Origin of the sequence: Pantoea alfalfae, from assembly GCF_019880205.1 — a bacterium.
Lineage (GTDB): Bacteria > Pseudomonadota > Gammaproteobacteria > Enterobacterales > Enterobacteriaceae > Pantoea > Pantoea alfalfae.
This window is the reverse complement of sequence record NZ_CP082292.1, coordinates 73381-95587: the sequence shown is the minus strand read 5'-3', so window position 1 is coordinate 95587 and position 22207 is coordinate 73381. Positions and strand designations below refer to the sequence as shown.

The following is a 22207-nucleotide window of genomic DNA, read 5'->3' as shown; positions in this document are numbered from 1 at the left end:
TCTGTGGAACCGACCTGAAGCCGTGAATCAGTGGGCTTCATCCCAGTTGTCACCCACACCGACTTCAACCAGTAAAGGCACGTCGAGCTGCACGCTACCTTCCATCAACGCACGGATTTTCTGGCTGGCTGCTTCAACGGCCTCCGCTTTCACTTCGAACACCAGTTCATCGTGAACCTGCATGATCATTCTGACACTATTGTCGTTTTGCTGTTCCAGCCACTCATCAACAGCAATCATCGCCCGCTTGATAATATCCGCTGCCGTTCCCTGCATTGGCGCATTGATCGCGGCACGTTCTGCAGCTTTCCGGCGAATCGCGTTGCTGGATTTAATATCGGGCAGCCACAGCCGACGGCCTTCAATCGTTTCGACATAGCCTTTACTTGCCGCCAGCTGGCGGGTGTTCTCCATATAGCGCAGTACGCCCGGATAGCGTTCAAAGTAGAGATCCATATACTTTTTCGCTTCGCCTGCGCCAATGTTCAGCTGGCGCGACAGACCAAATGCGCTCATGCCATAGATCAGACCAAAGTTGATCGCTTTCGCACTACGGCGCTGTTCTGCGCTGACCTTATCCAGTGGTACACCAAACACTTCGGATGCCGTGGCACGGTGAATATCTTCGCCCTGGGCAAAAGCGTCCAGTAATCCTTTATCCTGAGAAAGATGCGCCATGATACGCAGTTCGATTTGCGAATAGTCTGCCGCCACAATGCGATAGCCTTTGGCCGCCACAAAGGCCTGACGGATTCGGCGTCCTTCGTCATTACGTACCGGAATGTTTTGAAGATTCGGGTCGGCAGATGACAAGCGACCGGTGGCGGTAACGGCCTGATGATAAGAGGTATGTACGCGCCCGCTCAGCGGGTTGATCATCAGCGGTAATTTATCCGTATAGGTCGACTTAAGTTTGGATAAGCCGCGATGCTCCAGAATCACTTTGGGCAGCGGATAGTCGAGTGCCAGCTCAGCTAACACTTCTTCGCTGGTTGACGGTGCCCCACCCGGTGTTTTCTTAGTGGGCTTGATACCCTGTTTTTCAAACAGAATCACCTGAAGCTGTTTGGTGGATGAGAGGTTAAAGGGTTCTCCCGCCAGCTCATGCGCTTTTAATTCAAGCTCAGCGAGTCGGGCAGTCAGCTCTTTCGAGTGTTGCGCCAGAATAGCCTGATCGATTAACACGCCATTACGCTCAATCCTGGAAATTACCGTCAGTAACGGCATCTCAATCTGCTCGAAGACTTTTCTCGGGCCCGCTTCTTTCTCCAGCTCTGGCCACATTTTCAGATGCAATTGCAGGGTCACATCGGCATCTTCGGCAGCATAATGGGATGCCTGCTCCAATGCGATTTGATTGAACGTCAGCTGATTTTTGCCTTTACCGGCGATCTCCTGGAAGGTGACCGTTTTGTGGTTAAGCCAGCGAGCAGCCAGGCTATCCATGTCATGTTTGCCCACCACGCTGTTAAGAATATAGGACTCAAGCATGGTGTCGAATTTGATACCGGCCAGTTCAATGTCGTAATTCTTCAGCACGCCACGATCGTATTTCAGGTTCTGGCCCACTTTCCAGGCGCTGTCATCTTCCAGCAGGGGCTTGAGCTGTGCCAGAACGGCCGCGCGATCCAGCTGATCAGGCGCATCGAGATAGTCGTGTGCAACCGGCAGATAGGCGGCTTCGCCGGGCGCAACCGCAAAGCTGATGCCCACGATGTTAGCGCTCAGGGTATCCAGCGCGTCGGTCTCCAGATCAAAGGCAAAAACCTCGCTGTTTTTCAGCTTCTCCAGCCAGCTGTCGAAAAGATCCTGATCCAGAATGGTGACATAATTCTCGGTCGGTAATACGCTGCTGGTTTCAGCCACAGGAACCGGCTCATCGGAGAGCGATTTCTGCGCCTGAGTATTGCTCTTCTTGCCCTGCAGCCATTTCCCATCCTGCAGGTCGCTCAGCCAGCGTTTGAATTCGTACCGGCTGAACAGTGCCTGCAATGCTTCGACATCGGGTTCAGTGACCGTAAGCTCTTCACAGGGCAGCGCCAGCTCAACGTCGGTTTTAATTGTCGCCAGCTGATAAGAGAGAAAGGCTACATCACGATTCTGCTCAAGTTTAGTCGCCATGGTTTTGGCACCACGAAAGCCGAGATCGGCTACCTTGTCCAGATTGTCATAAATGGTCTGCATGCTGCCCAGGCCCTGCAGCAGAGCCTGTGCCGTTTTCTCACCCACGCCGGGAACGCCAGGGATGTTATCTGAGCTGTCGCCCATCATGGCCAGAAAATCGATGATCAAAGCTGGCGGCACACCATATTTCTGCTCAACCTCTTCCGGTCCCAGAATGGTATTGCTCATGGTGTTAATCAGCGTGATGGCTGGCGTGACCAGCTGCGCCATATCTTTGTCGCCTGTGCTGATTAGTACTGAAAGGCCTTTTCTCTCCGCTTCCAGCGCCAGCGTACCGATGACATCATCGGCTTCAACGCCGCTCACAGCCAGCAACGGCAGACCCATCGCCCGCACCATCTCATGCAGCGGCTCGATTTGCGCACGCAGTTCGTCAGGCATCGGCGGACGATGAGATTTATAATGCTCGAACAGCTCGTCCCTGAAGGTTTTGCCCTTGGCATCGAACACCACAGCAACGTGACTAGGATTATATTGCGCCAGCAGGCTTTTCAGCATGTTGAGCACGCCGTACATGGCGCCAGTGGGTTCACCTGCACTATTGGTCAGCGGCGGAAACGCATGATATGCGCGATAAAGATAGGATGAGCCATCGACCAGAATGAGGGGATTTTCTGCTATTTGCGCCATAAGTCTGTGTTGTCTTCGTTGCTATGGGTTGGTCTATAAGGATGCCACAAGCTGGCGGAAATGGTGAACTAAGGCGTAGGATATGTCACGTTTTTGACGGTTCTGGAGGGAAGATCGCAACGATCGTTCTGTGGATAACTTTGTGCGTAAAAATTATAACGCGCTGTTATTCAGGATCTTAAAGGATTTAGCCTTTAATAAAATCTATAATTTTCATTGACTTATTTAATTTCCGTGACCCGATCGCCATTTTTAATTACGCGATCCCTTGTGTGGATATTAAATTTATGCCCTGGAGATGGACAAAATTTGCGCCGCTGTTCAATGGCATAAAAAAACGCCAGCAGAGCTGGCGTCAGATGGGGTGGTAAAGCAGATTACTTCTGGCTTAAAAGGAATTTCACGACGTTCGCATAGTCTGCGACCATATTATCCATAGAGCTGAGATCCAGACCGCCGTTGTTCACCATATATTTGCCATTCACGAACATCGCTGGCACGCCACGCAGGTCAACATCCGCAGCCGCTTTCTGCTGCTGCGCAACCAGCGCTTTTACGGCGAAGCTGTTCCACGCAGCATCGTATTCAGCAGCGGAGATACCGGCTGCTTTGACAAAAGTTTCTTTCAGACTGGCAGGATCGGTGATTGTCTGCGTTTTCTGAATGCCATCGAAGATCGGGGCTGTCACCTTATCTTCAACACCCAGCGCCATTGCAACAGCCCAGGCCTGGGTCACAACCGGCCCCATATCACCACCGAGGAAATCGACGTGGTATTTCACCATTTTGGTGTCAGCAGGCAGGTTGTTTTTCACCGCGTCATTGACGTGATAAATACGCTCAAACTGATAGCAGTGCGGGCAGAAGAAGGAAAAGAACTCCAACACCTGAGGTTCACTGGCCACAGGTTTTGGCAGACTCACATATTGTTTACCTTCAGTGAACTGGGCAGCAGACGCGCTGAATGCCAGCACTAAACCCATCAGTGCAAACCAAATTTTTTTCATCGTGAAAACTTCTCCTGACTACGTCGTTAATATTGCGGTGTCAGCTGCAGAGGAGGTTCCTGCAACAGCTTCTCCTGCTCGGTAAAGAGTGAAATTTGCCTGCGCCAGAAATCTTCATCTGTCATCCAGGGGAAAGCGCGCGGAAAAGCGGGATCCTGCCAGCGTCGGACAACCCAGGCCAGATAATAAACCATGCGCATGGCGCGTAAAGGTTCAATCAGTGACAATTCATTAATATCAAAATCACTGAACTCACTGTACGCCTCCAGCAGTATATCCCATTGAATACGCTGTTCCTGACGATCGCCGCTGATCAGCATCCAGAGATCCTGCACGGCCGGGCCATTACGGGCATCATCCAGATCCACAAACAGCGGTCCATCGCGCCACAGGATATTACCCGGATGGCAGTCGCCATGTAATCGTAGCGGCTGCCACGTGGTGTGCCACTGTTGTTGCAACGTGTTTCCCAGCTTATCGATAGCCTGTAGCAGTGCGACTTTAAGCGATGCAGGCACTAACAGAGAGTGCTCCAGCACCTGCCGGGGTTCATGCAGATATTCATCCAGACCGATGGCAGGCCGATGCCTGAACAGCGCTTTACGCCCGGTCTGATGAATGCGGCCCAGGAAGCGGCCTACCCACTCCATCTGATCTTCGTTGTCTGTCTCATATTGTCGTCCGCCCAGGCTGGGGAATACGGCAAAGAAGAAGCCAGCGTGACTGTGCAGGGTCTCACCCTTTAACCGCAGTGGTGCTGCGATGGGCACCTCGTCAGCCAGCAGATCGAGCGCATACTGATGCTCTTCATCAATCTGTTCAGCACGCCAGCGCTGTGGGCGATAAAACTTCGCAACATAGCGACGTTTTTCATCATCGCTGAATTGGTAAACCCGGTTCTCATAGCTGTTCAGGGCTGTCAGACCTGATTCGACGCGAATTCCTGTATCCCAGAGCGCATCAAGCAATACGTCGGGATTTAATGTCTGGAAGTTGAAAGCAGCGTCGCTCATCATATTACCTGTAGTTGCCCTAACATTTAGCTGCCAAGGATAACATTACTCGTCCTGTTTAATGACACCCCGTGCGCGGAGCAGTGCAGTTTTGAAATCAACTTCATAGTCTTTTTTCAGGCCTGGGATCGCATCATCGCTGGCGGAGTCACGCATTTTGAGATGGTAAATTAATACATCGTCAGTTAATTCACTTAACGGGCCACGGAAACCAGATTCCTGCGCCAGTTTCTGCAAAAATGTGACCAGATTCAGGTCAGGCTCTTTTTGCCAGGCGGGTTGCAGCAGTTCGATCAACTCGTTTAAACGATGGCATTTCATTGAGGTTTCTCCGTTATTCACAGTGCGTCATCAGCGAGGGCACAGTCATGACAAGATTGACCGGCATCATTCTGGCCGGAGGTCAGGGCCGCCGTATGGGTGGTCAGGACAAAGGATTAGTGCAACTGGATGGCAGGCCGCTTTATCAGCATGTCCTTGAACGGCTCAGGCCACAAGTCGACATTGTCATGATTAATGCCAATCGTAATATTGATCGCTATCAGTTAAGCGGGTGTCGGGTTGTGCAGGATGTTTTTGATGGCTATCCGGGTCCGCTGGCTGGTATCTACAGTGCATTAATAACCATCGACGGTGAATGGGCTGCGTTTTGCTCCTGTGATACGCCTGCCGTTCCTCTTAACTTCGTTGAAAAACTGGCTGAACAACGGGGAAACGCCCCTGCAGTCTGGGTTCGCTCACAATCACGCGACCACCCGACGCTGGCGCTGATTCATCGGGAGATGGCAGCACCTCTTCATGACTATCTTCACGCCGGTGAACGACGTCTGATGCACTTCCTGCGCGACCACGGCGGCCATGCTGTTCAGCTGGATGATGATGAATCTGCTTTCCGCAATATCAATACACCTGATGACCTGAAGTAGAGCGGTTGATATGTCATTACCTTTACTCGCGATTGTCGGCTGGAGTGGAACCGGCAAAACGACACTATTACAGCAGGTGATACCGATTCTTCTTAATAAAGAGATTCGCGCCGGGCTGATTAAGCACACGCATCATGAGATGGACGTAGATACACCAGGCAAAGATAGCTATCTGCTCAGAAAAGCAGGAGCCAGTCAGGTGATTGTAGCTAACAGAGAGCGATGGGCATTGATGTGTGAGACACCGGAAAAGCCGTCGATTGATCTGCCTTATCTGCTCAGCCGCATGGATCACTCTGTGCTGGAGATAGTGCTGGTTGAGGGCTTTAAAGAGGAATCGGTGCCTAAAATTGTTGTCTGGCGTGCCGGGATCAAGGGTGAGATCGAGGAACTGCTTGATGGGCAAGTGATCGCTGTCGCCAGCGACCAGAAATTAGCGCTAAATGTGCCGGTTCTGGATATAAATAGTCCGGACAACGTTGCAGATTTTATTGCTGACTGGCTGCAAAAGCGCTGAAGCAGAGAGGTTTTCGTGTTTTTCACGATCTGCAGACGTAAAAAAGCCCCGCACTCGCGTGCGGGGCTTCTTCACTTATATAATGCCTGGCAGTTCCCTACTCTCGCATGGGGAGACCCCACACTACCATCGGCGCTACGGCGTTTCACTTCTGAGTTCGGCATGGGGTCAGGTGGGACCACCGCGCTAAAGCCGCCAGGCAAATCTTGGTGCACGAAACGAATCTTTTACGCCATGACCGCGTTGCCATCGCTCAGCCACACCGGTCACATACCTCAGTATGCTCCCGCTGATGTCTTCGCTCTGCGCCTTGTCACGCCGCAAAATCTTTCGTTTCCGCTAATTTTATCCGGAATAAGCTGAAAATCGTGTCTCTCAAAAACGCCTCTGGCGTTGTAAGGTTAAGCCTCACGGGTCATTAGTACCGGTTAGCTCAACGCATCGCTGCGCTTACACACCCGGCCTATCAACGTCGTAGTCTTCAACGTCCCTTCAGGACCCTCAAGGGGTCAGGGAGAACTCATCTCGGGGCAAGTTTCGTGCTTAGATGCTTTCAGCACTTATCTTTTCCGCACTTAGCTACCGGGCAGTGCCATTGGCATGACAACCCGAACACCAGTGGTGCGTTCACTCCGGTCCTCTCGTACTAGGAGCAACCCCCCTCAATTCTCCAGCGCCCACGGCAGATAGGGACCGAACTGTCTCACGACGTTCTAAACCCAGCTCGCGTACCACTTTAAACGGCGAACAGCCGTACCCTTGGGACCTACTTCAGCCCCAGGATGTGATGAGCCGACATCGAGGTGCCAAACACCGCCGTCGATATGAACTCTTGGGCGGTATCAGCCTGTTATCCCCGGAGTACCTTTTATCCGTTGAGCGATGGCCCTTCCATTCAGAACCACCGGATCACTATGACCTGCTTTCGCACCTGCTCGAGCCGTCACTCTCGCAGTCAAGCCAGCTTATGCCATTGCACTAACCTCACGATGTCCGACCGTGATTAGCTGACCTTCGTGCTCCTCCGTTACTCTTTAGGAGGAGACCGCCCCAGTCAAACTACCCACCAGACACTGTCCGCAGCCCGGATAACGGGCCTACGTTAGAACATCAAACATTAAAGGGTGGTATTTCAAGGTTGGCTCCACGCAGACTGGCGTCCGCGCTTCAAAGCCTCCCACCTATCCTACACATCAAGGCTCAATGTTCAGTGTCAAGCTGTAGTAAAGGTTCACGGGGTCTTTCCGTCTTGCCGCGGGTACACTGCATCTTCACAGCGAGTTCAATTTCACTGAGTCTCGGGTGGAGACAGCCTGGCCATCATTACGCCATTCGTGCAGGTCGGAACTTACCCGACAAGGAATTTCGCTACCTTAGGACCGTTATAGTTACGGCCGCCGTTTACCGGGGCTTCGATCAAGAGCTTCTCCTTGCGGATAACCCCATCAATTAACCTTCCGGCACCGGGCAGGCGTCACACCGTATACGTCCACTTTCGTGTTTGCACAGTGCTGTGTTTTTAATAAACAGTTGCAGCCAGCTGGTATCTTCGACTGGCTTCGGCTCGGGGAGTAAATCCCTCCACCTACGCGCCAGCGTGCCTTCTCCCGAAGTTACGGCACCATTTTGCCTAGTTCCTTCACCCGAGTTCTCTCAAGCGCCTTGGTATTCTCTACCTGACCACCTGTGTCGGTTTGGGGTACGATTCTGTGTTACCTGATGCTTAGAGGCTTTTCCTGGAAGCTGGGCATTTATCACTTCAGCACCGTAGTGCCTCGTCGTCACGCCTCAGCGTTAATAAGGGACCGGATTTACCTGGACCCTCCGCCTACACGCTTAAACCGGGACAACCGTCGCCCGGCTGATATAGCCTTCTCCGTCCCCCCTTCGCAGTAACACCGAGTACAGGAATATTAACCTGTTTCCCATCGACTACGCCTTTCGGCCTCGCCTTAGGGGTCGACTCACCCTGCTCCGATTAACGTTGAACAGGAACCCTTGGTCTTCCGGCGAGCGGGCTTTTCACCCGCTTTATCGTTACTTATGTCAGCATTCGCACTTCTGATACCTCCAGCATGCCTCACAGCACACCTTCGACGGCTTACAGAACGCTCCCCTACCCAACAACACATAGTGTCGCTGCCGCAGCTTCGGTGCATGGTTTAGCCCCGTTACATCTTCCGCGCAGGCCGACTCGACCAGTGAGCTATTACGCTTTCTTTAAATGATGGCTGCTTCTAAGCCAACATCCTGGCTGTCTGTGCCTTCCCACATCGTTTCCCACTTAACCATGACTTTGGGACCTTAGCTGGCGGTCTGGGTTGTTTCCCTCTTCACGACGGACGTTAGCACCCGCCGTGTGTCTCCCGTGATAACATTCTCCGGTATTCGCAGTTTGCATCGGGTTGGTAAGCCGGGATGGCCCCCTAGCCGAAACAGTGCTCTACCCCCGGAGATGAGTTCACGAGGCGCTACCTAAATAGCTTTCGGGGAGAACCAGCTATCTCCCGGTTTGATTGGCCTTTCACCCCCAGCCACAGGTCATCCGCTAATTTTTCAACATTAGTCGGTTCGGTCCTCCAGTTAGTGTTACCCAACCTTCAACCTGCCCATGGCTAGATCACCGGGTTTCGGGTCTATACCCTGCAACTTAACGCCCAGTTAAGACTCGGTTTCCCTGCGGCTCCCCTATACGGTTAACCTTGCTACAGAATATAAGTCGCTGACCCATTATACAAAAGGTACGCAGTCACCCCCGTAAAGAGGGCTCCCACTGCTTGTACGTACACGGTTTCAGGTTCTGTTTCACTCCCCTCGCCGGGGTTCTTTTCGCCTTTCCCTCACGGTACTGGTTCACTATCGGTCAGTCAGGAGTATTTAGCCTTGGAGGATGGTCCCCCCATATTCAGACAGGATACCACGTGTCCCGCCTTACTCATCGAGCTCACAGCGCGTGTGCTTTTGTGTACGGGAGTATCACCCTGTACCCTGCGACTTTCCAGACGCTTCCACTAACACACATGCTGATTCAGGCTCTGGGCTGCTCCCCGTTCGCTCGCCGCTACTGGGGGAATCTCGGTTGATTTCTTTTCCTCGGGGTACTTAGATGTTTCAGTTCCCCCGGTTCGCCTTGCAGCACTATGTATTCATGCTGCAATGATGCACAGAGTGCACCGGGTTTCCCCATTCGGACATCGACGGCTGTAGCGGTTCATATCACCTTACCGTCGCTTTACGCAGATTAGCACGTCCTTCATCGCCTCTGACTGCCTGGGCATCCACCGTGTACGCTTAGTCGCTTAACCTCACAACCCACAGGCGTTTTGCAACGCTGCAGACTGCAAGCATTTGAGAGACTCGAACGTGCCGCATTTTTCATTCTTATTACGGAGAATGAAAGCGACACGTCGTTTCAATTTTCAGCTTGTTCCGGATTGTTAAAGAGCATAATACTTCGCAGCACACCGTTGCCGGTACGCTCTGAAGTATTCAGAAAAAACAGATAAACGGTATGGTGGAGCTAAGCGGGATCGAACCGCTGACCTCCTGCGTGCAAGGCAGGCGCTCTCCCAGCTGAGCTATAGCCCCATACAGTTACTGCAGAGACCGCTACTACCACTCAACCGAGTACACTTCGTAAGAAATGCAATTCGTGCTCAGGCAGGGCATGTTTCCGCGCAGCATAGTGAACTATGCGAGCCGGGAACATAACGCAGCGTGAGTGCGAATTTGGTAGGCCTGAGTGGACTTGAACCACCGACCTCACCCTTATCAGGGGTGCGCTCTAACCACCTGAGCTACAAGCCTGTAGAGGTTTTTTCTGCTCGTTACTTTTTATCAGACAATCTGTGTGAGCACTGCGCGGGAAGGTATCTTCAGGTAAGGAGGTGATCCAACCGCAGGTTCCCCTACGGTTACCTTGTTACGACTTCACCCCAGTCATGAATCACAAAGTGGTAAGCGCCCTCCCGAAGGTTAAGCTACCTACTTCTTTTGCAACCCACTCCCATGGTGTGACGGGCGGTGTGTACAAGGCCCGGGAACGTATTCACCGTGGCATTCTGATCCACGATTACTAGCGATTCCGACTTCACGGAGTCGAGTTGCAGACTCCGATCCGGACTACGACGCACTTTGTGAGGTCCGCTTGCTCTCGCGAGGTCGCTTCTCTTTGTATGCGCCATTGTAGCACGTGTGTAGCCCTACTCGTAAGGGCCATGATGACTTGACGTCATCCCCACCTTCCTCCGGTTTATCACCGGCAGTCTCCTTTGAGTTCCCGACCGAATCGCTGGCAACAAAGGATAAGGGTTGCGCTCGTTGCGGGACTTAACCCAACATTTCACAACACGAGCTGACGACAGCCATGCAGCACCTGTCTCACGGTTCCCGAAGGCACTGAGGCATCTCTGCCAGATTCCGTGGATGTCAAGAGTAGGTAAGGTTCTTCGCGTTGCATCGAATTAAACCACATGCTCCACCGCTTGTGCGGGCCCCCGTCAATTCATTTGAGTTTTAACCTTGCGGCCGTACTCCCCAGGCGGTCGACTTAACGCGTTAGCTCCGGAAGCCACTCCTCAAGGGAACAACCTCCAAGTCGACATCGTTTACGGCGTGGACTACCAGGGTATCTAATCCTGTTTGCTCCCCACGCTTTCGCACCTGAGCGTCAGTCTTTGTCCAGGGGGCCGCCTTCGCCACCGGTATTCCTCCAGATCTCTACGCATTTCACCGCTACACCTGGAATTCTACCCCCCTCTACAAGACTCAAGCCTGCCAGTTTCAAATGCAGTTCCCAGGTTAAGCCCGGGGATTTCACATCTGACTTAACAGACCGCCTGCGTGCGCTTTACGCCCAGTAATTCCGATTAACGCTTGCACCCTCCGTATTACCGCGGCTGCTGGCACGGAGTTAGCCGGTGCTTCTTCTGCGGGTAACGTCAATCGGCGCGGTTATTAACCGCACCGCCTTCCTCCCCGCTGAAAGTACTTTACAACCCGAAGGCCTTCTTCATACACGCGGCATGGCTGCATCAGGCTTGCGCCCATTGTGCAATATTCCCCACTGCTGCCTCCCGTAGGAGTCTGGACCGTGTCTCAGTTCCAGTGTGGCTGGTCATCCTCTCAGACCAGCTAGGGATCGTCGCCTAGGTGGGCCATTACCCCGCCTACTAGCTAATCCCATCTGGGTTCATCCGATAGTGAGAGGCCCGAAGGTCCCCCTCTTTGGTCTTGCGACGTTATGCGGTATTAGCCACCGTTTCCAGTGGTTATCCCCCTCTATCGGGCAGATCCCCAGACATTACTCACCCGTCCGCCACTCGTCACCCAAGGAGCAAGCTCCTCTGTGCTACCGTCCGACTTGCATGTGTTAGGCCTGCCGCCAGCGTTCAATCTGAGCCATGATCAAACTCTTCAATTTAAGTTTGATTTGCTTAAACAAGTTAAGCGGTGCTCATCTGTAAAACGTCATAATGAATTTCATTATGTGTTCACTCGTGAGGCTTTGATATTTTTGTGCGTCCAAAGACGCTGATATCAATCCTGCGAGTGCCCACACAGATTGTCTGATAAATTGTTAAAGAGCAGTGCGAACAGTGCGTTAGCGTCCTGTCGCGAGGTGGCGTATATTACGCTTTCCTCCTGCAGAGTCAACCTCTATTTCAGAAGTTTTTCTCCGGCGGCGCATTCTCCTGTGCCTCTCAACCCGTCATCCCGTTGCCGGTGTTCCGTGTCGATGGAGGCGCATTATAGGGAGTTTCCGCAGGCTGACAAGTGTTTCTTCGAATTAATTTACTGAGCGCATCTTTTTTAAACGAACGGCTTAAAAAGAGACGTTTCATGGCCGAATAACGCACAAAAACAGCGATCAAACGTTGTAAAGAGACCTGCCGTTGCAGATTACGGGTGCTATTATTTTGCTTCTTCTCGCAGGATAACCCCAGGAAGGACACTCAATGATAAAATCCTCGCGCAGCATGGCCGGTTTGCCATGGATAGCGGCTATGGCCTTTTTCATGCAGTCACTCGACGCCACTATACTGAATACCGCCCTGCCCGCTATCGCCACCAGCCTTGACCGTTCTCCCCTGGCCATGCAATCCGCCGTCATCAGTTACACCCTCACTGTCGCTATGCTGATTCCGGTCAGCGGCTGGCTCGCCGATCGCTTCGGCACGCGCAAGGTATTTATCATTGCGGTTTCGCTGTTCACCCTCGGCTCGCTGGCTTGTGCGCTCTCACCGACGCTTTCGGTGCTGGTCATATCGCGAATCGTACAGGGCGTGGGTGGCGCAATGATGATGCCGGTCGCACGCCTTGCGCTGCTACGCGCCTATCCGCGCAGTGAATTGCTGCCAGTACTCAATTTCGTCACCATGCCAGGATTAGTTGGCCCAATACTGGGCCCCATGCTGGGCGGTGTGCTGGTAACCTACGCGACGTGGCACTGGATCTTCCTGATTAATATCCCGATAGGCATTCTCGGCATTATCTACGCACGCAAATATATGCCGGACTTCACTACACCCAAGCGCCGCTTCGACTTTTTCGGCTTCATATTATTCGGGACTGGACTGGTGATGATTTCAATTGGGATTGAGCTGTTCGGTGAGCGGATTGTTTCTGCCTGGCTGGCGGGCGGGATATTACTCAGCGGGATCGTGCTTTTGCTCCTCTATATAGTACATGCCCGGAATCACCCTTCACCGTTGATCAATCTGCCGATGTTTAAAACCCGGACATTCTCAGTCGGCATCGTCGGCAATATTGCCTCTCGTCTCGGCACCGGCTGTGTGCCCTTTTTGATGCCGCTCATGTTGCAGGTCGGGTTTGGCTTTTCTGCGATTATCGCAGGCTGCATGATGGCGCCAACCGCCATTGGTTCAATACTGGCGAAGTCAACGGTGACACAACTGCTGCGCTGGCTGGGCTATCGCCGTCTGCTGGTCGGCATTACCGCCATTATCGGCATCCTGATCGCCAGCTTCTCTCTGCAGTCACCCGCTGAAAGCATCTTTGTACTCTTGCTTCCACTGTTTGTTCTCGGTATGGCGATGTCTACGCAGTTCACCGCCATGAACACCATTACTCTGGCCGATCTGGATGATGATAACGCCAGCGGGGGTAATAGCGTGCTGGCAGTGACGCAGCAGTTAGCGATCAGTTTTGGTGTGGCCGTCAGCGCGGCGGTGCTGCGCTTCTATCAGGAGTTTGAAACCAGCACCATTTCACAGTTCCATGCCACGTTTCTGACCATGGGTGTTGTTACCGTGCTTTCGGCACTGACTTTTATGCTGCTGAAAAACGGCGATGGACGTAATCTGATCAGTAATCGCGACAAGAAGAAAAAGCGCTAAACCGAACCTCGCACCACCAGTTCCGGCGTCAGCACCAGCGTTTGCTGGCTGGCGTCGGGATCGCTGAGACGATGAATTAATGTATCTATCGCCAGTTCGCCCAGTGCATCTTTGGGCTGATGAATAGTACTCAGTGGCGGAGTGAGATAGCGCGCCAGTTCAATATCGTCATACCCCATGACCGCCATTTGCTGCGGAACCTGCATGCCAGCCTGATAGAGGGCATGATAAACGCCGACAGCCATCGCATCGTTACTGGTGAATACCGCTTCCGGCAGCGTTTCCAGCGCCAGCAACTCGATCATCCCGTTGTAGCCACCCTGAAATTCAAAGTCACCATTCACGATATAGCCAGGCAAAATCTCCAGCCCACTCTTAGTCATGGCGTTGCGATAACCTTCGAGCCGCATACGGGCCGGGGTTTTATCCTGAGGACCGGCTATACAGGCGATACGGGTATAACCGCTGTCGATAAGATGCTGAGTGGCCAGCTCGCCGCCCAGCAGCGCATTATCCTGAATGATGTCACCGCGCCCCTCAAATGGTGCCCAGTCCATCATCACCGCAGGTATAGAGGGATAACGATTCAGGATGTCTGCCGACGGCAGATGACTTTCAGTACACATGATCAGCAAACCATCGACACGCTTCTGCATCAGCGTTTCCAGGCTGCGATTCATCCGCTCCTCATCTCCCGCCGTATTACAGAGAATCAGGCTGTAGCCACGCTGATAGCAGCTCTCCTCCACGCCCCGCACCACTTCGGCATAAAAAGGGTTACTGCTGGTAGTCAGCAGCATACCGATAGTGTGCGTCTGATTAATTTTCAGACTGCGTGCCAGTGCAGAAGGAGCATAGTTAAGATGACGTATAGCCTGCTCAACTTTTTCCCGCACGCCTTCACTGACAAAGCGATTGTTATTAATGACGTGCGAGACAGTGGAGGTAGAGACGCCCGCGAGCCGAGCGACATCTTTCATGGTACTCAAGCGCTTAACCCTGCTGCTGCAAAAATTCATCGATCTCCGCGCGCCACGGCACGGAGGGCTGTGCACCTGAACGCGTAACGGCAATCGCGGCGGCGGCATGGGCAAATCGCACCGCGTCATACATCGGCTTCTGTTCCAGTCTTGCGGTAATAAAGGCACCGTTAAAGGTGTCGCCTGCCGCAATGGTATCAATAGCTTTAACGCTGAAGCCTGTAATACGCTGACCGTCTCCCTGCTCGCTCAACCAGACACCGCGGCGACCCAGCGTAATCAGTACCGTGCCGATGCCTTTCGCATGCAGTGCTGCCGCCGCGCGGGCCGCATCTTCATCATTGTTAACCGCAATGCCGGTCAGACTCTCCGCTTCCGTTTCATTCGGAGTAATAATATCGATCAGCGCCAGCAACTCATCGGAGAGAGGGGTGGCAGGTGCCGGATTGAGAATAACCTGCGTCTGATGCTGTCGGGCAAATGTCGCGGCGGCCAGCACGCTCTCCAGCGGTGATTCCAGCTGCATTAAAAGTGCATCGGCACCGGCAATGACCGGCTGATGACGCGCCACGCAATCAGGCGTTAGCGCCGCGTTTGCACCGGAGTAGATGCCGATAGTGTTCTCACCGTCACCGTTGACGAAAATCATCGCCACACCGGTCGACTCGCCTTCAACCACTTCTACAGGCGTGGTATCAATATTGTCCTGTGTGAGCTGCTCACGAATACGTTCGCCAATGTCGTCAGCGCCCACACAGCCTATAAAGGCGATATCGGCACCCGCACGACCCGCGGCGACCGCCTGATTCGCGCCTTTACCGCCAAACGCAACCTGATAATTCTGCCCGATCACCGTTTCACCGGGACGAGGGAAGTGCGCCAGATTAAGGATGTGGTCAGCGTTAATGCTGCCAAGAACGGCCAGTTTTGCGTTTTTGCTCATTAGGGGAGTCCGGAATAAGTGCGCCACCGGGAGGGTGGCGCGGTGCCCTGCTTTTCTTTGAGTTATTGAGTGACCAGCTTCAGGTCGACCGGATTGATCGCCTTCACTTTTTCACCCTTCAGCACTTTATCAGCGGTGTCCACGCCGATCATGCCAATTTTGTCTGGCATCTGTGCCACGGTCGCAGACAGTTTGCCAGCTTCTACGGCTTTCACGCCATCAGCAGTGCCGTCAAAACCAACCACGATCACACCCGTTTTTCCGGCGGTCTGCAGCGCACGCAGTGCACCCAGCGCCATTTCGTCGTTCTGAGCGAATACTGCCTGAACATCCGGATGCGCCTGCAGCAGGTTCTGCATGACGTTCAGACCTTTGGTTCGGTCAAAGTCAGCAGGCTGGCTGGCGAGGATCTGGAATTTATGCGCATCAGCGGCCTGTTTGAAGCCCTCGCCACGTTCGCGGGCAGCAGAGGTGCCGGCAATGCCCTGCAGCTCAATAATTTTGGCATTTTCGCCGACTTTTTTGGCGATAAAATCACCGGCCATTTTACCGCCGAAACGGTTATCGGAAGCGACGTGGCTGACCACGGTGCCCTGTGCCGCAACACGATCCAGCGTGATGACAGGAATGTTCGCCTGGTTAGCCATCTTGACTGCGTTACCTACGGCATCAGAGTCAGTCGGGTTGATCAGCAGTAGCTTAGTACCGCGAACGGTCAGATCCTGCACGTTCGCCAGCTCTTTAGCCGGGTTGTTCTGTGAATCCAGCACCACCAGGTTATAACCCAGTTTGTCCGCTTCTTTCTGAGCACCCTCTTTCAGAGAAACAAAGAACGGGTTGTTCAGGGTTGAAACCACCAGCGCGATGGTATCTTTTGCCATAGCGCTGGTACTGAGCGTTGCGCCGAGGATCATGGCCAGTGCGGTTAACTTTTTCATCTTATTATCCTGTGTAAGGTCAGAGTTATTTACTGCTTTTATTATCCACCAGCACCGCCAGCAGGATGACTACCGCTTTAACGATCATCTGGTAGTACGAAGAGACGCCCATCAGGTTCAGGCCGTTGTTCAGGAAGCCGAGGATCAGCGCGCCAATCAGGGTGCCGAAAATACGGCCTTTACCGCCAGCCAGACTGGTTCCGCCTAACACGACCGCAGCAATCGCATCCAGCTCATAGCCGGTACCCGCCGTCGGCTGTGCTGATGAGAGACGCGCCACTTCAATGGTGCCCGCCAGCGCCGCCAGCATGCCGCTCAGTGAATAGACGATGATTTTGACGCGATTCACATTGATGCCTGAGAGACGCGTTGCCGCTTCGTTACCGCCAAGCGCATAGATATAGCGACCCAGACGCGTGTGCTGCAGCATGTACCAAGCGGCGACAAAGACCAGCGCCATCAGCCAGACCGGCGCAGGGATACCCAGCGGGCGACCAATACCAAACCAGCCCAGCAGATCGGCATTGGCACTGAAGCCGGTGTTAATCGGGCTGCCGTCGGTGTAGACCATGGTGACACCGCGCAGCAGCAGCATCATGACTAGCGTGGCGATAAAGGCCTGAACCTTACCGCGCGCCACAATGGTGCCGGTCAGGGCACCGATTGCCGCACCCAGCGCCAGCGAAGCCGCTACCGCGACCAGTGCATTGACTTCCATGCCCACCAGCGATGCACCGACCGCACCGGTCAGGGCCAGCAGCGATCCCACAGAGAGGTCAATACCGGAAGTCAGGATCACCAGCGTCATCCCGACCGCCATAATGGCGTTGACCGAGGTCTGCTGCAGAATGTTGAACAGGTTCGCCACGGTAAAGAAGTTCGGGCTCTGGCTGGCCACTACGGCAATCAGCACCACCAGCGCAATCAGCGACTTCTGTTCCAGTAGCCAGCTTTTGCTAAACCAGCGACGGCTGGCCGGTAAAGTTTGGGTCGTCATACCACTAAATCCTCGCTGTGTTGCTTGCCTACGGCGGCTGCCATCAGGCTCTCCTGAGTGGCGTCTTCTCGGGTAAATTCGCCGCTGATACGGCCTTCATGCATCACCAGAATCCTGTCGCTCATACCCAGCACTTCCGGCATTTCCGAGGAGACCAGGATGATGCTCAGCCCTTCGGCTTTAAACTGGTTAATCAGTTGGTAGATCTCTTTCTTCGCACCGACATCCACACCGCGGGTCGGTTCGTCCAGAATCAGCACGTTAGGGCGGGTCATCAGACCGCGGGCAATCGCCACTTTCTGCTGGTTGCCGCCTGAAAGCAGGCCAATCGGCTGCTCCATCGAAGGGGTTTTCACGTTGAACAGGCGGATAAAATCGCCTACCGCCAGCTGCTCTGCTGCATGTTTCAGCGTGCCGCTGCCGTGACTGAAATAGCCTAACGCCGTCAGCGACATGTTCTCTTTCACTGACATGCCCAGCACCAGACCATCACGCTTACGATCTTCCGAGATATAGACGATACCGTTAGCCAGTCCATCCTGTGGCGAACGCGTCACCACTTCCCGGCCATTGAGCCACATTGCGCCTTCACGACGCGGCAGGGCGCCGTAGAGTACCTTCATCAGTTCAGTACGGCCCGCGCCCATCAGGCCCGAAATGCCAAGGATTTCACCTTTGCGCAGACTGAAGCTGACGTTCTCCACGCCCGGCCCGCTGACGTTTTCCACTTTGAGCCGCACGTCGCCGGGCGCCTGATTAAGATGTGGATATTGATCTTCCAGCTTGCGTCCGACCATCATCTCGATCAGGCTCTCTTCGGTCAGCTCGCTGACCGGACGTTCAGCAATAAACTGACCGTCGCGGAATACGGTGACGTCATCGCAGATCTCAAAGATCTCTTTCATGCGATGCGAGATATAGACGATGCCGCAGCCCTGCGCTTTCAGTTCGTTGATCACCCGGAACAGCGACAGCGTTTCGGTATCCGTCAGCGCATCGGTCGGCTCATCCATGATGATGACCTGCGACTCAAAGCTCAGCACTTTGGCGATTTCGACCATCTGCTGATCGCCAATCGACAAATCGCCAACCAGCTTGTGGCTGTTGAAGCGCAGATTGAGCCTTTTAAGCAGCGCATCGGCTTCGGCATACATACGCGGCCACTGGATACGGCCAAAACGACCCACATATTCGCGACCGAGAAAAATATTTTCCGCCACGGTTAACTGAGGGATCAGGTTCAGCTCCTGATGGATGATGCCAATACCCGCTTCCTGAGACGCTTTCGGTCCACTGAAACGGGTCTCTTTACCGAGCCAGCGCAGCGTACCGGCATCATATTGATAGATCCCGGTCAGCACTTTCATCATGGTGGACTTGCCTGCGCCGTTCTCGCCCACCAGCGCCATCACGCGTCCTGCACGGACATTCAGCGACGCACCCTTCAGGGCTTTCACGCCCGGAAAGGATTTTTCAATGCCGTCGAGTTGCAGTAAAGGTTGCATAGCGGCCTCAGAAGGTCACACCGGCGCTGAGGATGACATTCGCAAATGGAGAGCACTCTCCGCTGCGAATGACCGCCTGACTACGCTGCGTTTGTTGTTTGAATTTTTCATGACTGGTGTAGCTGATGGTGATGCTATTCCCCTGGTGCTGTTGCAAGGCTTCGAGCACGGCGACGAGCGCGCTATGAAGGTGCGGATTATGCTGCTTAATCTCCTCCGCGATCAGGGCACTCTCTACCTGCATCTCCAGTGCGACAGCATTCACCACCTGCATAAAATCGGGCGTACCCGGCGTAAGCGCTAAGTCGATGCGTCGCGGTCCGGCCGGAATGGGCAAGCCAGCATCGGCAATCGTCAGCGTATCCGTGTGTCCCAGGCGGGCAATCACATGAGAGAGTTCTGCGTTTAAAAGGCGACCTTTTTTCATCTTTTCACTCCATAGCGAAACGTTTCGCTGTCTGAAGTGTATGAAAAGCCCCCATCAACTCAACCGGCAAAGAAGAAATCTGTGATCGCTATCGAAACGTTTCGCTCACGCGGGGAGAAATTTGCATTAAGGCGGGGAATGGGACGAAAAAAGGGCCGCGAATGCGGCCCTGAAGTAAACGATTAAGGCAGTTTCTTAACCTGCTTAACGTCCATCTCAATGCTGTTGAAATCTTTGTCCAGTTCACCCGTCAGCTCAACGTTATCTTTGGGCGTGATCGTCTGGCCGTTCCAGTGCTTGTGGTCAATTTCGACCTTCATGGTGCCGGTCTGGTCGCGGAACAGATAATCTTCCTTGCCGATCTGTTTTTCCAGCTTGCCGCGCACGGTGATCCAGCTGTCATCTTTCATCTCTTCAGCCTGCTTCACGGTCACCACACTGGTGTTATCGGCACTGAAGCCGCCCTGACCGGATGCTGACGGCGTCTGTGCGGCCGGCGCACTGGGATCAACAAATCCGCCCTGCTGTGCAGCGAAAACCGGGGCGGAAGCCAGCATAACGACGGCCAGAATTGCAGCGTGCTTTTTCATGGTGTACCCCTTTCTCAGTGGTGTTTTCGGTTTGAATACGCCCAGTTGACCACAGAGTTCTTAACAGCTTCTTAAGCGTGAAAAATAAGCCATTTTCGCCGAAATCAGCTGTACAGGGAGGAAGTTGCTTCGTATAAAGCGCTATCAGAACAGGGAGACGTAATGCGTATTTTACTGATTGAAGACGATCGCTTAATTGGCGACGGTATCAAAGCGGGACTGAGTAAACTGGGCTTCAGCGTTGACTGGTTTACCTCTGGTGAGTCGGGCTTTAACGCGCTGGAGGCCGCGCCCTGGGATGCGGTGATTCTGGACCTTTCTCTGCCTGAGCGGGATGGGCTCGATATCCTGCGGCAGTGGCGGCAGCTGGGCAAAGATGTACCGGTACTGATACTGACTGCCCGCGATGCGCTCGATCAGCGGGTTGAAGGCCTGCAGATGGGAGCCGATGATTATCTGTGTAAACCCTTTGCCTTAACCGAAGTGGCCGCGCGCTTACAGGCGCTGATTCGCCGCCGTCATGGTCAACTGCAGCCCGAACTCCGTCACGGTAACGTGGTGCTGATCCCCGGCAGCCATAGCGTCATGCGCGATGGCGAAGCGATCGAGTTAAAAAGCCGTGAACTGGCGCTGCTGGAACTCTTTATGCGCAACCCAGGACGGGTGCTGACGCGCAGCCAGCTGGAAGAGAAGCTCTACAACTGGGACGCCGATGTCTCCAGCAATGCGGTAGAGGTCCACATTCATCATCTGCGTAAAAAACTGGGCAGCGCGTTTATCCGCACGCTGCACGGCGTCGGCTATACCCTGGGAGCCGCTGAATGCGATCAATGAGCCTGTTTCTGCGGCTGGGTATCGGTTTTGTGCTGCTGCTCGGGCTCTGCTGGGCCAGCGCCAGCCTGAGTGCCTGGCATCAGACCCGTGAAACCCTTGATGAGCTGTTTGATACCCAGCAGATGCTGCTGGCCAAGCGCCTGCTGACGCTTGATTTCTCTTCGCTGGATAACACCACGCTGCCCCGAACCAAAGCGATGCTGCGCCACCATCGTGGGGAGCAGGATGACGATGCCCTGGCCTTTGCTGTTTTTACCCGTGACGGCAGGCAGGTGATGAATGATGGCGATAATGGCCGCTATCTGCCGTTTGAGGCGGACTATCAGGGATTTCATGAGGGTCAGCTCACCAATGATGACGATCGCTGGCGGTTTGTCTGGCTGACCACGCCGGATCAGAAATTCCGGGTAGTCGTCGGTCAGGAGTCGGAATACCGCGACGACATGACGCAGGATCTGATGAAAGCCAGTATGCTGCCCTGGCTGATCGCACTGCCGTTTATGCTGCTGTTGCTCATCGGCCTGGTCTGGTCTGAACTGCGGCCATTGAAAACGCTGGCACAGCAGCTGGCGCAGCGCGCGCCCGATGACGATACGCCGCTGCAGGCAGACCGCGTGCCGAAAGAGGTACAGCCGCTGATGATTGCGCTTAATGGCCTTTTCAGCCGTATCAGCGCCATGATGCAGCGTGAACGGCGCTTTACCTCCGATGCCGCGCATGAGCTGCGCAGTCCGCTGGCCGCGCTGCAGGTGCAAAGCGAAGTGATCCAGCTGACTGCGGATGACGAAGTGATGCGAACCCATGCGCTGCAACAACTGGATGCCGGCATTGTCCGCGCCACGCGGCTGGTGGATCAACTGCTGACGCTCTCGCGGGTTGAAGCTGATGATGCACGCAGCGCCTTCGAACCGGTGGCGCTGAAACGCACGGTGCAGGAGACACTCGCCGCACAATTGCCGCTGGCGGATAAAACCGGTGTCACGTTGCGGCTGCACGCTGAGGCCGATCCACAAATTCAGGGCCATCCGCTGTTGCTGTCGCTGCTGGTGCGGAATCTGCTGGATAACGCCATTCGCTATACGCCTGCGGGCAGCGAAGTCGATGTGCGACTACAGGCAAACAGCCTGTCGGTGGAGGATAACGGCGAGGGTCTGAGTGCTGCCGACCTGCAACGGCTCGGTGAGCGTTTCTGGCGACCGCCGGGTCAGGAGAAGAGTGGGAGCGGGCTGGGATTATCGATAGTGCGTAATATTGCCCAACTGCACGGGATGCAGATTACGTTCAGCCAGCGACCCGGTGGCGGCTTGTGCGTCACGCTACGCTGGGCAGCGCCCGCCCCGTAAGGCGGGCGCTGCCGA

General features: G+C 54.1%; 16 protein-coding genes, 2 tRNA genes and 3 rRNA genes. 5 read left to right on the top strand and 16 right to left on the bottom strand.

Annotation, left to right across the window (positions count from 1 at the left end; translation table 11 throughout):
- Positions 1 to 27: 27 nt before the first annotated feature.
- The 4 genes from polA to K6R05_RS00410 form a co-directional block, all read right to left on the bottom strand.
- Positions 28 to 2814, bottom strand: coding sequence for a DNA polymerase I (gene polA / locus K6R05_RS00425; protein WP_222924817.1), 2787 nt, complete (start codon positions 2812 to 2814; stop codon positions 28 to 30).
- A 377-nt stretch (positions 2815 to 3191) separates the two neighbouring features.
- Positions 3192 to 3821, bottom strand: a complete 630-nt coding sequence (gene dsbA / locus K6R05_RS00420) for a thiol:disulfide interchange protein DsbA (RefSeq protein ID WP_161732898.1) — start codon at positions 3819 to 3821, stop codon at positions 3192 to 3194.
- A gap of 26 nt (positions 3822 to 3847) precedes the next feature.
- Positions 3848 to 4834: a serine/threonine protein kinase gene (locus K6R05_RS00415; RefSeq protein ID WP_161733042.1), complete on the bottom strand. Its 987-nt coding sequence runs from the start codon at positions 4832 to 4834 to the stop codon at positions 3848 to 3850.
- A 45-nt stretch (positions 4835 to 4879) separates the two neighbouring features.
- Entirely contained in the window at positions 4880 to 5155 is a 276-nt protein-coding gene (locus K6R05_RS00410; protein ID WP_033734564.1) for a YihD family protein, read from the bottom strand.
- A 47-nt stretch (positions 5156 to 5202) separates the two neighbouring features.
- Between K6R05_RS00410 and mobA the strand changes: the two genes are divergently transcribed.
- Together mobA and mobB are read left to right on the top strand one after the other, a co-directional pair.
- Entirely contained in the window at positions 5203 to 5760 is a 558-nt protein-coding gene (mobA, locus tag K6R05_RS00405) for a molybdenum cofactor guanylyltransferase MobA (RefSeq protein ID WP_161732895.1), read from the top strand.
- A 10-nt stretch (positions 5761 to 5770) separates the two neighbouring features.
- On the top strand, positions 5771 to 6277 hold the full coding sequence (gene mobB, locus K6R05_RS00400; protein ID WP_161732893.1) for a molybdopterin-guanine dinucleotide biosynthesis protein MobB: 507 nt from the start codon (positions 5771 to 5773) through the stop codon (positions 6275 to 6277).
- A gap of 84 nt (positions 6278 to 6361) precedes the next feature.
- Here mobB and rrf read toward each other — a convergent pair.
- The 5 genes from rrf to K6R05_RS00375 all read right to left on the bottom strand — a co-directional run bounded on the left by rrf (position 6362) and on the right by K6R05_RS00375 (position 11699).
- Positions 6362 to 6477: ribosomal RNA gene (gene rrf / locus K6R05_RS00395) — 5S ribosomal RNA — on the bottom strand.
- Positions 6478 to 6674: 197 nt separating this feature from the next.
- Positions 6675 to 9582, bottom strand: a 23S ribosomal RNA gene (locus tag K6R05_RS00390).
- Between the two features lie 207 nt (positions 9583 to 9789).
- Positions 9790 to 9865: transfer RNA gene (locus K6R05_RS00385), tRNA-Ala, on the bottom strand.
- A 142-nt stretch (positions 9866 to 10007) separates the two neighbouring features.
- Positions 10008 to 10084, bottom strand: a tRNA-Ile gene (locus K6R05_RS00380).
- A gap of 73 nt (positions 10085 to 10157) precedes the next feature.
- Positions 10158 to 11699: ribosomal RNA gene (locus K6R05_RS00375) — 16S ribosomal RNA — on the bottom strand.
- Together the 16S, 23S and 5S rRNA genes with 2 tRNA genes alongside form the textbook arrangement of a ribosomal RNA operon.
- 535 nt (positions 11700 to 12234) lie before the next feature.
- On the opposite strand from K6R05_RS00375, the gene mdtD reads away from it, so the two are divergent.
- Positions 12235 to 13635: a multidrug transporter subunit MdtD gene (mdtD, locus tag K6R05_RS00370; RefSeq protein WP_161733343.1), complete on the top strand. Its 1401-nt coding sequence runs from the start codon at positions 12235 to 12237 to the stop codon at positions 13633 to 13635.
- Here mdtD and rbsR read toward each other — a convergent pair.
- The 7 genes from rbsR to K6R05_RS00335 form a co-directional block, all read right to left on the bottom strand.
- Positions 13632 to 14624, bottom strand: a complete 993-nt coding sequence (rbsR, locus tag K6R05_RS00365) for a ribose operon transcriptional repressor RbsR (protein ID WP_508618510.1) — start codon at positions 14622 to 14624, stop codon at positions 13632 to 13634. The genes mdtD and rbsR overlap by 4 nt on opposite strands.
- Before the next feature lie 4 nt (positions 14625 to 14628).
- On the bottom strand, positions 14629 to 15558 hold the full coding sequence (gene rbsK / locus K6R05_RS00360) for a ribokinase (RefSeq protein ID WP_222924816.1): 930 nt from the start codon (positions 15556 to 15558) through the stop codon (positions 14629 to 14631).
- 62 nt (positions 15559 to 15620) lie between these two features.
- Positions 15621 to 16496, bottom strand: coding sequence for a ribose ABC transporter substrate-binding protein RbsB (gene rbsB / locus K6R05_RS00355; RefSeq protein ID WP_098051971.1), 876 nt, complete (start codon positions 16494 to 16496; stop codon positions 15621 to 15623).
- Between the two features lie 25 nt (positions 16497 to 16521).
- On the bottom strand, positions 16522 to 17493 hold the full coding sequence (rbsC, locus tag K6R05_RS00350; RefSeq protein ID WP_161733336.1) for a ribose ABC transporter permease: 972 nt from the start codon (positions 17491 to 17493) through the stop codon (positions 16522 to 16524).
- Complete coding sequence (rbsA, locus tag K6R05_RS00345) at positions 17490 to 18998, bottom strand: ribose ABC transporter ATP-binding protein RbsA (protein ID WP_161733334.1); 1509 nt, start codon at positions 18996 to 18998, stop codon at positions 17490 to 17492. Before rbsA ends, rbsC begins: the two co-directional genes overlap by 4 nt.
- Before the next feature lie 7 nt (positions 18999 to 19005).
- Positions 19006 to 19425 (bottom strand): D-ribose pyranase, encoded by a 420-nt coding sequence (gene rbsD / locus K6R05_RS00340; protein WP_161733332.1) that lies wholly within the window; start codon positions 19423 to 19425, stop codon positions 19006 to 19008.
- Between the two features lie 182 nt (positions 19426 to 19607).
- The gene (locus K6R05_RS00335) at positions 19608 to 20015 is read right to left on the bottom strand and encodes a YgiW/YdeI family stress tolerance OB fold protein (RefSeq protein ID WP_161733330.1); all 408 of its coding nucleotides are present in this window, start codon (positions 20013 to 20015) and stop codon (positions 19608 to 19610) included.
- Positions 20016 to 20177: 162 nt separating this feature from the next.
- Between K6R05_RS00335 and qseB the strand changes: the two genes are divergently transcribed.
- The gene (qseB, locus tag K6R05_RS00330; RefSeq protein WP_222924815.1) at positions 20178 to 20849 is read left to right on the top strand and encodes a quorum sensing response regulator transcription factor QseB; all 672 of its coding nucleotides are present in this window, start codon (positions 20178 to 20180) and stop codon (positions 20847 to 20849) included.
- On the top strand, positions 20837 to 22192 hold the full coding sequence (gene qseC / locus K6R05_RS00325) for a quorum sensing histidine kinase QseC (protein ID WP_222924814.1): 1356 nt from the start codon (positions 20837 to 20839) through the stop codon (positions 22190 to 22192). Before qseB ends, qseC begins: the two co-directional genes overlap by 13 nt.
- Positions 22193 to 22207: the final 15 nt, after the last annotated feature.